Genomic DNA, 11,671 nt, shown 5'->3' with positions numbered 1-11,671 from the left:
TCTCTCTGCGCGGCTGCGGCTGCTCAGTGGCCGGAACGGTCCGCGGTGACGCAGGTGGTCTTGCTGAACACCGCCACCGTCTCGTTGCCGCAGTTGTTGCTGTGGCCCGAGGCGTTCCGGGCGAAGAGCAGGTTGGACAGGACACCGCCGCTGGGGCCCTCCTGGTCGCCGCCGCCCTTGCCGTCGTCCTCGGTCACACAGGTGCGCTCCTTGAAGAGCGCCACCTTCCCGGTTCCGCAGAGGTTGGCGTGTCCGGAGGAGTTCCTGCCGGAGAGGTTGGAGAGCACTCCGCCCGCTCCCGCGTCGCCGTCACCGGCATGGGCCGTGGCCATGCCGGCGGGGACGGCCATCAGCATCCCCACGATCGAGGCCACTACCGCCATGCGCCGCGTGCCGTACATCTGTGTCGGTTTCCTTCCGCTGGATCGATCGCCGGCCGTGGTGGCCGGAGCACTACGACTAACGACCCGTCGGAAGATCGTCACGGCCTCGAGGAGGTGAATGATCCGCATGACCGTTGATCAGGTCCTCCGACGGGATGCCTGACGCGGGGGCGTTGACACGTCAAAGCGCTGCCCGCGCGGTACGCCGATGGTGTGGTTTGACCGCCCGCCGGCCGATCACGCGTGCGGGGCCCGCGAACACTGGACGGGGGTGGCGCGGGCCACCGGGGAGGGGAACGGCATGGGCGACAGCACGGTTCTGGTGGCGGTGGCGGAGCATCCGGAGGCCGGGAGCGCCGCCGCCGGGCAGGTGGCGAGGATCGCCGAGGCGATCCGGGCGCGCGGCTTACAGGTCCGGTGGGTGGGGAGCGTCGCCGACGCCGAGGCGGTGCTCAGGACGGAGGCCGGCCTGGCCGCCGCGGTGGTCGCCTGGGATCTTCCGCCCGGAGCCGAGGGGGAACCGGGCGGTGCGGCGGTGCTGCGCCGGATCGGGCGCCGTTTCCAGAACCTGCCGGTGTTCCTGGTCATGGCCGAGGAGGGGCTGCGTGACCTGCCGCTGTGGGTGTCGAAGTCGGTGGTGGGCTACGTGTGGCCGCTGGAGGACACGCCGGCGTTCATCGCGGGGCGGATCACCACCGCCGCACGTGCCTACCAGGAGGCGCTGCTCCCGCCGTTCTTCAAGGCGCTGCGGCGCTTCGACGACGCGCACGAGTACTCGTGGCACACCCCGGCGCACTCCGGCGGTGTCGCCTTCCTGAAGTCGCCCGTGGGCCGGGCGTTCCACGACTACTTCGGGGAGCGGCTGCTCCGCAGCGACCTGTCGATCTCGGTGGAGGAGCTCGGCTCGCTGTTCGAGCACACCGGCCCCATCGGTGAGGCGGAGCGCAACGCCGCGCGGGTCTTCGGCTCCGACCACACGTACTTCGTGCTGCACGGCGACTCCACTTGCAACCGCCTGGTCGGGCACTTCAGCGTGACCCGCGACGAGATCGCCCTGGTGGACCGAAACTGCCACAAGTCGGTCCTGCACGGCCTGGTCGTCTCCGGCGCCCGGCCGGTGTACCTGGTCCCCACCCGCAACGGCTACGGCCTCGCGGGACCGCTGCCGCCGGCCGAGATCGCGGCGGACTCGGTGGCGGCGCGGATCGCCGCGAGCCCCCTGACGGCGGACGCCGTGTCCTCGCGCGCCCAGTACGCGGTGTTCACCAACTCCACCTACGACGGCCTGTGCTACGACGCGGTGGCGGCGGCCCGGGCCTTCGCCCCCGGCACGCCCCGGCTGCACTTCGACGAGGCGTGGTTCGCCTACGCCCGCTTCCATCCGCTCTACGCGGGCCGGTACGGCATGTCGGTGGACGAGGAGACCTTCCCCGGCCCCGACCGGCCGACGGTCTTCGCGACCCAGTCCACGCACAAGCTGCTGGCCGCGTTGTCGCAGGGCGCCATGGTGCACGTGCGGCCCGGGCCGCGGGCGCCGGTGGAGCACGACCGGTTCAACGAGGCGCTGATGATGCACGGCACGACGTCGCCGCTGTACCCGATGATCGCCTCGCTGGACGTGGCCACGGCGATGATGGACGGGCCGCAGGGGCAGTGGCTGCTCGACGAGGCGGTGACCGAGGCGGTCCGGTTCCGCCAGGAGATGGTGCGGATCGGGCGGCGGATCGCGGCGGCGGGTGACCGGCCGGCGTGGTTCTTCGGGGTGTGGCAGCCGGACGAGGTGACCGACCCGGCGACCGGGGACCGCCTGCCCTTCGACGAGGCCCCGGCGGAACTGCTGGGCTCGGATCCCTCCTGCTGGCACCTCGACCCCGGGGCGGACTGGCACGGTTTCCCCGGCCTGACCGACGGCTACTGCATGCTCGACCCGATCAAGGTCACCCTGACCTGCCCCGGGATCAGCGCGACCGGCGAGATGTCCGGGTGGGGCATCCCGGCCCGGGTGCTCACCGCGTACCTCGCCAGGCGCGGCATCGTCGTGGAGAAGACCGACAGCTACACGACACTGGTGCTGTTCTCCATGGGCATCACCAAGGGCAAGTGGGGCACGCTGCTGGACGCCCTCATGGACTTCAAGGACCTCCACGACGACGACGTCCCGCTCGACCGGGTGCTGCCCGACCTGGTCGCCGAACACCCGCGGCGCTACACCGGGCTGACCCTGCGCGCCCTCTGCCAGGAGATGCACGACCACCTGCGCGAGGCCCGCCTGGTCGAACTCCTCGACACCGCCTTCCAGCAGCTCCCGGAGCCCGTCGCCCCGCCCCAGCAGTGCTACCAGCGCCTGATCCGAGGCGGCACGGAACGGCTGCGCCTGGCCGACACGCCGGGCCGGGTCGCGGCGGCGATGGTCACCGTGACGCCACCCGGCATCCCGGTCCTGATGCCGGGAGAGAACATCGGCGCGGCGGACGGTCCACTCCTGCGGTACCTGGGCGCCCTGGAGTCCTTCGACCGCCGCTTTCCCGGGTTCGGCAGTGAGACACACGGCGTGACCCGTGACCCCGACACCGGCGACTACCTGATCGAGTGCCTGCGCACCGACCCACTGGAGGGCGCCGACAGCACCACGACACCGGCCCAGCGGCGGGATGCGGAGGGGGTCGGTTCGGGGGGTTGAGTGCGGGGGTGCGGGGGCTGTCTGTCGACGCGGTTGGGCGGGCTGACCGGTTCCTGCGACGCGGACGGCCGGTGGCTCGGTGCCGGGACGCGGCGGGCTTGTCCCGGCGGCGCCCGGTCACGCCGGGAGACGGTCGTCCCGACGTGACCGGGCCGCACCGACTCCGGAGCGCGCCGACCGGGCAGGGCGCCGACCACCCCGGCAGGCGGCGCCCGGTCCGCCGTCCGGTGCAGCGCCGGGTGCTCCCGCCCCTCCCCCAGGGGTGTCCTCTCCCCCGTTCGCCCTGCATGATGGTCGGCCGACGCCCGATGCGCTCCGGTCGATCCCGGAAGCTCCGTCGGTGCCGTCCAGACACGTCCCATCCGATACGGAGTCAGCTCGTGCCCAGCAAGAAGGCCCTCGTCCGCCGCCCCAGCCCGCGACTCGCCGAAGGGCTGGTGACCCACATCGAGCGGGAGAGGGTCGACGCCGACCTCGCGGTCGAGCAGTGGGAGGCGTACGTGCAGGCCCTGCGCACGCACGGCTGGGAGACCACCGAGGTGGACCCGGCCGACGACTGCCCGGACTCGGTGTTCGTCGAGGACACGGTCGTGATGTACAAGAACGTGGCGCTGATCGCCCGCCCGGGCGCCGAGTCGCGGCGCGCGGAGACCGCCGGGGTGGAGGAGGCCGTGGCCGGCCTGGGCTGCTCGGTGAACTGGATATGGGAGCCGGGCACGCTGGACGGCGGCGACGTCCTGAAGATCGGCGACACCGTCTACGTGGGCCGGGGCGGGCGCACCAACGCCGCCGGTGTCCAGCAGTTGCGCGCCGCGTTCGAGCCGCTGGGCGCGCGGGTCGTCGCCGTGCCCGTGAGCAAGGTGCTGCACCTGAAGACGGCGGTCACGGCCCTGCCCGACGGGACGGTCATCGGGCACATCCCGAAGATGGACGCGCCGTCGCTGTTCGCGCGTTTCCTGCCGGTGCCCGAGGAGTCGGGGGCGCACGTGGTGCTGCTGGGCGGCGACAAGCTGCTGATGGCGGCGAGCGCGCCGAAGACCGCGGAACTCTTCTCCGACCTCGGGTACGAACCGGTCGTCGTGGACATCAGCGAGTTCGAGAAGCTCGAAGGGTGTGTGACATGTCTCTCGGTACGGCTGCGGGAGCTGTACGTCTGAGCGACTGAGCGGGCCGCGCGTCCGGCCGCCGACCTGCACATCCGGAGGGCATGGCTCACGCGCGGACGACACCGCTGATCAGGGGCCTTTACAGCGTCCTTAACCTACGGCCTCGTAACCTACGGAAACGTAGCCTACGATGCCGTAGGTTTCCGCATACCGCTCGTACGCATGTCCCCCTGGAGAGTCCATGACGATCACCGCTCCCCATCTCGGCAGCCCCGCCGGCGCCTGGACCGACGCTCAGCTGCTGTACGCACTGGAGGAAGTGGTCGAGAAGGAGCTCAACCGGCATCTGAAGGTCGCCAAGGACTGGATGCCGCACGAGTACGTGCCGTGGAGCGACGGGCGCAACTTCCCCGGCCTCTTCGAGGACGGCGAGGCCTGGGAGAAGGAGCAGTCGAAGGTCACCGAGATCGGCCGCATCGCGCTCGTCGTCAACCTGCTGACCGAGGACAACCTGCCCAGCTACCACCACGAGATCGCCTCCCTGTTCGGCCGGGACGGCGCCTGGGGCACCTGGGTGCACCGCTGGACCGCGGAGGAGGGCCGGCACGGCATCGTGATGCGCGACTACCTGCTCACCTCGCGCGCGGTGGACCCGGACAAGCTGGAGGAGTTCCGGATGTCCCACATGAGCGAGGGCTTCGAGTCGGACAACCGCCACTCGATGCTGCACTCGATCGCCTACGTGGCGTTCCAGGAACTGGCCACCCGCATCTCGCACCGCAACACCGGCCACCAGTCCGGCGACCCGGTCTGCGACCGCATGCTGGCCCGGATCGCCACCGACGAGAACCTGCACATGGTCTTCTACCGGAACCTGCTCAAGGCGGCGTTCGACCTCGCCCCCGACCTGACCATGCAGGCCGTGCGGGACGTGGTCGTGAACTTCCGGATGCCCGGCCACGGCATCCCCGGCTTCGAGCGGGCCGCCGCGCAGATGGCGATCGGCGAGGTCTACAACCTGCGCATCCACCACGACGACGTGCTCCAGCCCGTGCTGCGCTTCCTGAAGATCATGGAGATCGACGGCCTGGGCCCCGAGGGCCGCAAGGCGCAGGAGGAGCTCGGTCTGTACATGGACGGCCTGGACTCCGAGGCGTCGAAGTTCGACGAGAAGCTGGCCGCCCGCAAGGCCCGCATGGCGGCCCGCGCCGGCGCCTGACGGCGACCCACCACATACGGCCCTGAGGCCCCGACCGGCACGAGCGGTCGGGGCCTCACGGCGTCCCGGGGCGACCTCGGGTCCCGGGACGCCCTCGGGCCCCCGGCCAGAACCCCTGCCGCCGGGCGGCAGGCGTCCGTGCGGCTAGCGCGACGTGCGCCGCAGTTCCAGCCGCTCCTTCTCCGACAGGCCGCCCCAGACGCCGAAGCGCTCGTCGTTGCTCAGCGCGTACTCGAGGCAGGCCGGCCGGATGGGGCACAGACCGCAGATCCGCTTCGCCTCCCGCACCGAGCTGCCGGGCTCGGGGAAGAAGAACTCCGCCCCGGTCTGCGCGCACAGCGCCTCCTGCTGCCAGGCGAGTTCGGGGGAGGTGATGGTGTCGATGGGCATGTCCGGAATCGTTCCGGACGGCGCGAAACGTTCGATCAACGAGGGATCAACACGCGTTCACGGGCCGCGGGCCGGCCTCGATGGTGGCCTGCCGGACGGGCCGGCGCACGGCGGCGCGCGGGAACGAGTGAAACGCGTCCGGCGGCCCGGCGCTCCGGCGGCGGTTGTCAGTGGGCGGTGCGAGACTCGCAGAACAGACGACGGGACCCTGTGCGAGGAGGGCGACGATGCTCACCACCCGTTTTGTCACCGGTGCTCCGAACTGGGTCGATCTCGGCGCACCCGACATCGACGGCGCCGCCGCCTTCTACGGCGGCCTGTTCGGCTGGCGGTTCCAGCCGGGCGGGCCCGAGGTCGGGGGGTACGGTCTCTTCCAGCTCGGCGGCCGGACCGCCGCCGGGGGCATGCAGACCACACCGGAGCAGGGTCCGCCGTCCTGGACGGTGTACTTCCAGGCCCCGGACGCGGACGCCACGGCGCGGGCGGCCGAGCAGGCCCGCGGCGCGGTGCTGCTGCAGCCCATGGACGTCCAGGACCTGGGTCGCATGGCGATCCTCGCCGACCAGGCCGGGGTGTCCTTCGGCCTGTGGCAGCCGGGCCGGAACAAGGGCCTGGAGGTCGTCCAGGAGCCCGGCTCGCTGTGCTGGGTCGAGCTGTACACGGCGGACGTCCCGGCCGCGGCCGCCTTCTACCGCTCCGTGCTCGGCCTGGAGACGGCCGGCGTCGACTTCCCCGGCGGTACGTACACGACGTTCAACCCGGCCGGGGAGGGCGAGGACGCCATGTTCGGCGGTGTGGTGCCGCTGGCCGACGACCCGGGCGAGCAGGAGGCTTACTGGCTGCCGTACTTCGAGGTCGGCGACACGGACGCCACCGTCGCCCGGGCGCAGGAGCTGGGCGGCACGGTCCGCATGCCCGCGAGTGACGTCCCCGGAGTCGGCCGCGTCGCCAAGCTCGCCGACCCGTACGGGGCGCGCTTCGCGGTGATCCGCAGCGAGCCGCAACCGGGCTAGGTGTGCTGTCCTGGTTTCCGCGGGTCCGGCGCTCTACGCGGACGTCCGCCGCACCAGTGTCGTCGGCAGGACCACGCTGGACGGGGTGCCGGAGACGCCCTCGCGGGGGGTGGCGCGGTCGAGGCCGCGCAGGAGGAGGCGGGCCATCAGGCGGCCCATCTCCTCGATGTCCTGACGGACCGTGGTGAGCGGCGGGTCGGTCTGTTCCGCGAGGGGCCGCATGTCGTCGAAGCCGATCACGGCCACGTCGTCGGGCACCCGCCGTCCGGCTTCCCGCAGGACGCGCAGCGCTCCGGAGGCCGTGAGGTCGTTGGCGGCGAACACCGCGTCCACGTCCGGGCAGCGGTCGAGGAGTTCACGCATCGCGCGCTCCCCTCCGGCCGGGGTGAAGTCGGCCTCGACGATCAGCCGCGGGTCGGCGTCCACCATGACGTCCCGGTAGCCGTCGAGCCGGTCCACCGCCGAGGTCTGGTCGAGCGCGCCGGTGATGTGCGCGATGCGGGTGCGTCCGAGGCCGGCCAGGTGGCGGACGGCGTCGCGGGCACCGCCCCGGTTGTCGCTGTCGACGTACACGACACCGCGCCGGTCGCCGCTCCAGCCGGGCCGCCCGCCGAACACGGTGGGGACACCGGCCCGCTGGATCAGCTCCGGCAGCGGGTCGTCGAGGTGCAGGGAGAAGACGAGGGCCCCGTCGACGTGTCCGCCGGCGAGGTACCGGCCGACCCGGGCGTGATCGTCCCGGCCTTCCGTGAGCAGCAGGACGAGCTGGTTGTCGTGGGCCGTCAGCTCCTTGCTGATGCCGCGCAGCTGGAGCGCGAAGAACGGGTCGGCGAACACGCGCGTCTCCGGCTCGGCGACGACCACCGCGACCGCGTCGTGCCGCCGGGTCACCAGGGAGCGGGCGGCCTGGTTGGGCACGTACCCGAGTTCGTCGACGGCCTTGCGGACCCGCTCGACGAGGATGTCCCGCACCCCGTCCCCGCCGTTGACCACGCGGGACACCGTGGCCCGCGAGACACCGGCCCGCGCGGCCACGGCCTCCAGGGTGGGACGCGGCGCTGTGTCGGTCACTTCGGGGCTCCTCACCTGCGGCTGCGGATCAGGATAGCCCCGGGTCCGGGCACGCGTGAGAGCGCTCTCCGCGCGCCTCGGAGAGCGGCCGGCTCAGGTGTCCGTCAGTGCTCGTGTCCCTCCCGATGCTCCGTGTGCTGCCCGTGCTCTCCGTGCTCTCCGTGCTCGTGCGGGTCGTAGCCGGGGATCGTGCCGTCCGGCTTCTTCACCAGGAACAGCCCCACCATCCCCATGTCGGAGTGGCTCTGCACATGGCAGTGGTACATCCAGGCGCCGGCCCCGACCCCCTCCCCCGCGATGACCTGGAAGCCGAAGGAGTCGGCCGGGCCGGTGATCTTGTTGTCGATGATCTGGCTGGGGTCGTCGGGGCCGGTCAGCATGCCGGTGCGGTTGTCCGCCCAGCGATGACCGTGCATGTGGAACGTGTGGTAGAACTCGCCGTGCGTGATCACGATGAACTCGACGCGGTCGCCCACCGTGGCCTCGAAGTTCGGCCCGGAGTGCGGCGGCCTGTTGTTGATGAGCATGTCGTTGAAGACGACCGTGTGCGTGCGGTCGGGCAGGACGTCTCCCTTGCGGCGGACGATGACCGGCCCGAACAGGCCCTTCTGCAGCCCCTGGGTGCCGTGGTCGGTGCCGACGACGTGGTCGTGGTAGTGCCAGTAGCCCGCGCTGCCCGCCCGCCAGGTGCCGTCCTTGCGGCGGCCCGGGGCGTGGGTGCGCCAGGTGTAGGTGCGGGTGGCGCCCGGCTCGACGTGACTGCGGTTCAGTTTCGTGCCGTCGCTGGTGATCTCGTAGTCCAGCCCGTGCACGTGCAGGCTCACCGGCACGTCCATGGTGTTCTCGAACTCGATGTGCAGGGTGTCGCCCTCGTTGAGCTCGATCAGCGGGCCGGGGACGGTGGCCTTGCCCTTCTCCAGGCCGTAGCCCATCTGACCGTCCGCCAGCTTCTCGGCGTACAGCTTGATGCGTTTCACCTCGCCTCCGGCGGGTGCCGTCTTCGCCGGTCCGTCGGCGCTGATGGCCTCCGGCGCCACGGACAACGATGTCGCGACGGCCGCGCCGCCCAGCAGCACGCGCCGGTTGAAGCTGCGTCTGTCCATGCGGAACTCCCCACCCTGGTAAGGCTTTTACGGAGGCGTACCTGTGATGAACCTGTGAGACGGTACCGGCCGCACTCCCGTTTATCCACACTCAAGACAAAGTTGGGGCCATCCCGGTCATAGGTATTGGCGGGATGAGCAAAGGGGTTTAGCTTCCTTGGCGGTGTTGCCGTGACCGAGGAGGTGCCCATGCACTTACGAGGGCTGAGCAGAGGGCTGAGCAAGAGAAGACGCGTCTGGGCGGCCTCCGTGGCCGCCGGTGCCGTGACCGCCGGGCTGCTGTCGGGGCCCGCCGCGAGTGCGCGTCCGTACCCGGAACCGCCGCTGACAACGATGTCGATCAAGTCGCCGCCGGGCGGCGCGAACGTACGGGTGCTGGTCTTCCACGGTTCCGCGGCCGGCGAGGAGTCGCCGGTCGTGAACGCCGCGATCGAGGCCATCGAGGACATCGGGCTGACCGGCCCCGCGAACCGCCGCTTCAAGGTCCAGGCGACCGGCGACGCCTCGGTGTTCACCGACGACACGAGGCTCGGCCGTTTCAACGCGATCGTGTTCCTGACCGGCGGGGGCGACGTCCTCGACCCGGAGCAGGAGGCGGGCCTGGAGGCGTACATGGAGGCCGGCGGCGGGTTCCTCGGCATCCATGACGCCGCGCGGGCGGAGCCCTACTCGGACTGGTTCACCGGTCTGGTGGGCGCCCGCCCGGCCACGTCGAGCCCGGCGGCGGTGCAGCGGGCGACCGTGGAGGTCGGCGACCGCCGGCACCCGGCGACCAAGGACCTGCCGGTGCGGTGGAAACGCCCGGACAAGTGGCTGAACTGGGTGAAGAACCCATCGGGCGAGGTCCACACGGTGGCCCGGGTGCGGGAGTCGACGTACCAGCCGGGCACGGGCGCCAACGGCTGGGATCACCCGGTCAGTTGGTGCCGGGACTACGACGGCGGCCGCTCCTTCTACACCGGCATGGGCGGCACGGTGTCCTCGTACGACGAGACCGACTTCCGGGCCCATCTGCGCGGCGCGCTGATGTGGACGACCCGGCTGGAGCAGGCCGACTGCAAGGCGACCATCAACGCCCACTACGCGGCGGAGCGGCTGACCAAGCCCAACCAGCCGGGGCAGAACGACCAGATCGGCGAGCCGCACGGGCTGGTCACCGCGCCCGACGGCCGCGTCTTCTACATCGGCCGGGGCGGTGCCGACTCCTCGCAGCCGGTGATCACCGACTGGAACAACCCCGACATCGGCAAGGGCAGGGGCGAGATCCACGTCTACGACCCGAGGACCAAGCAGGTCACCCTGGCCGGCGCGCTGACCGTCTTCGGCAACAAGGGCGGCGGCGACGAGCTGGTCAAGGTCGAGGAGGGGCTGCTCGGCATCGAACTGGACCCGCAGTTCGCGCGGAACGGCTGGGTGTACCTGCACTACACGCCGCACGAGCGGATCAATCGCGAGACGCGCATGGCGGAGCGTCGCGTCTCCCGCTTCACGCTCGACCAGGCCACCAACAAGCTGGATCTGTCGAGTGAGAAGGTGCTGCTGAAGTGGCCGGTGCAGATCCACAGTTGCTGCCATTCCGGCGGCGGGATGGCCTGGGACTCCAAGGGCAACCTGTACATCGCCACGGGTGACAACAACTCCAGCGGCTTCAGCGGCGGTTACTCGGGCAACAATCCCGAGCCGAACTACAAGGGCGTCTCGTTCGCGGACGCGCGCCGCACCGCCGGCAACACCAACAACCTCAACGGCAAGATCCTGCGCATCCACCCGGAGCCGGACGGCACCTACACGCTGCCCGAGGGCAACCTGTTCACCGGGAAGGAGACCGACGAGGGCGGCGGCAAGACGCGCGGCGAGATCTATGTGATGGGCGTGCGCAACCCCGCGCGCATCTTCGTCGACAAGTCGACCGACGTGCTCTACGCGGGCTGGGTCGGACCGGACGCGAGCGCGCCCTCGACGACCTGGGGCCCGGCCAAGTACGACACGTTCGCCGCCATCACCAAGGCGGGCAACCGCGGCTGGCCGTACTGCATGGGCAACAAGCAGCCCTACCGCGACCGCAATCTGCCGGACCCGTCCAAGCCGCTGGGCTGGTACGACTGCGACCACCCGAAGAACGAGTCGCCGAACAACGACGGCCTGGTCAACCTGCCGCCGGTGACCGGCAACAACATCTGGTACTCGCCGCAGGGCGGCGCGCCGGACTACCCGCGGGACGCGAACGGCGTCCCCTCCTACAAGCCGGAGGAGGCCACCTACCAGCTGCCCTGGCTCAAGGGCGGCGGGCAGGCGGCCATGAACGGGCCGGTGTACCGGTCCGGTTCGGTCGCGGCCGACAGCACCGTGAAGTGGCCGGCCTACTGGGACGGCAAGTGGTTCGTCGGTGACTTCTACGACGCCGACCAGCCGCGCCACGCGGTGCTCATGGACCCGAAGACGCTGGGAGACGGCGGTCTGCCGGTGCACGCGGAGTCGCTGAAGAAGATCGTGCCGATCGGCAACGACGGCATCAAGAACCTGATGGACTGGAAGTTCGGTCCGGACGGCGCGCTGTACGTCCTCGACTACGGGCGCGGCTTCTTCACCTCGGACTCCAAGTCGGCCCTGTGGCGGGTCGTCTACAAGGGCGGCGGGCCGACCCCGGCCGCCGGGCAGCTGGCGAGGGGGACCGAGTGACACGGCACCTACAGCACCGAAGAATCT

General features: G+C 71.0%; 9 protein-coding genes. 5 read left to right on the top strand and 4 right to left on the bottom strand.

What is annotated here, in order from left to right:
* Positions 1–23: 23 nt before the first annotated feature.
* Positions 24–401, bottom strand: coding sequence for a hypothetical protein (locus tag C1703_RS34560; protein ID WP_114256524.1), 378 nt, complete (start codon positions 399–401; stop codon positions 24–26).
* Between the two features lie 283 nt (positions 402–684).
* On the opposite strand from C1703_RS34560, the gene C1703_RS34555 reads away from it, so the two are divergent.
* The 3 genes from C1703_RS34555 (at position 685) to C1703_RS34545 (ending at position 5,388) form a co-directional block, all read left to right on the top strand.
* Positions 685–3,063: an Orn/Lys/Arg decarboxylase N-terminal domain-containing protein gene (locus C1703_RS34555; protein WP_114256523.1), complete on the top strand. Its 2,379-nt coding sequence runs from the start codon at positions 685–687 to the stop codon at positions 3,061–3,063.
* Positions 3,064–3,443: 380 nt separating this feature from the next.
* The gene (gene ddaH / locus C1703_RS34550; RefSeq protein WP_114256522.1) at positions 3,444–4,220 is read left to right on the top strand and encodes a dimethylargininase; all 777 of its coding nucleotides are present in this window, start codon (positions 3,444–3,446) and stop codon (positions 4,218–4,220) included.
* A gap of 190 nt (positions 4,221–4,410) precedes the next feature.
* Entirely contained in the window at positions 4,411–5,388 is a 978-nt protein-coding gene (locus C1703_RS34545) for an acyl-ACP desaturase (RefSeq protein WP_114256521.1), read from the top strand.
* A gap of 144 nt (positions 5,389–5,532) precedes the next feature.
* Here C1703_RS34545 and C1703_RS34540 read toward each other — a convergent pair whose 3' ends face one another.
* A complete protein-coding gene (locus C1703_RS34540; RefSeq protein WP_198678348.1) occupies positions 5,533–5,778 on the bottom strand; it encodes a WhiB family transcriptional regulator in 246 nt (81 codons plus the stop codon).
* Positions 5,779–6,005: 227 nt separating this feature from the next.
* Between C1703_RS34540 and C1703_RS34535 the strand changes: the two genes are divergently transcribed.
* On the top strand, positions 6,006–6,791 hold the full coding sequence (locus C1703_RS34535; RefSeq protein ID WP_114256519.1) for a VOC family protein: 786 nt from the start codon (positions 6,006–6,008) through the stop codon (positions 6,789–6,791).
* Positions 6,792–6,824: 33 nt separating this feature from the next.
* Here C1703_RS34535 and C1703_RS34530 read toward each other — a convergent pair whose 3' ends face one another.
* Complete coding sequence (locus tag C1703_RS34530; RefSeq protein WP_114256518.1) at positions 6,825–7,862, bottom strand: LacI family DNA-binding transcriptional regulator; 1,038 nt, start codon at positions 7,860–7,862, stop codon at positions 6,825–6,827.
* A 104-nt stretch (positions 7,863–7,966) separates the two neighbouring features.
* On the bottom strand, positions 7,967–8,965 hold the full coding sequence (locus C1703_RS34525; protein WP_114256517.1) for a multicopper oxidase domain-containing protein: 999 nt from the start codon (positions 8,963–8,965) through the stop codon (positions 7,967–7,969).
* Positions 8,966–9,154: 189 nt separating this feature from the next.
* Here C1703_RS34525 and C1703_RS34520 point away from each other — a divergent pair, with 189 nt between their 5' ends.
* On the top strand, positions 9,155–11,644 hold the full coding sequence (locus tag C1703_RS34520) for a ThuA domain-containing protein (protein WP_198678347.1): 2,490 nt from the start codon (positions 9,155–9,157) through the stop codon (positions 11,642–11,644).
* Positions 11,645–11,671: the final 27 nt, after the last annotated feature.

This window comes from Streptomyces sp. Go-475, from assembly GCF_003330845.1.
In the GTDB taxonomy this organism is placed as follows: domain Bacteria; phylum Actinomycetota; class Actinomycetes; order Streptomycetales; family Streptomycetaceae; genus Streptomyces.
The sequence above is the reverse complement of the archived record's forward strand: the minus strand, read 5'-3'. Positions and strand labels throughout refer to the sequence as shown.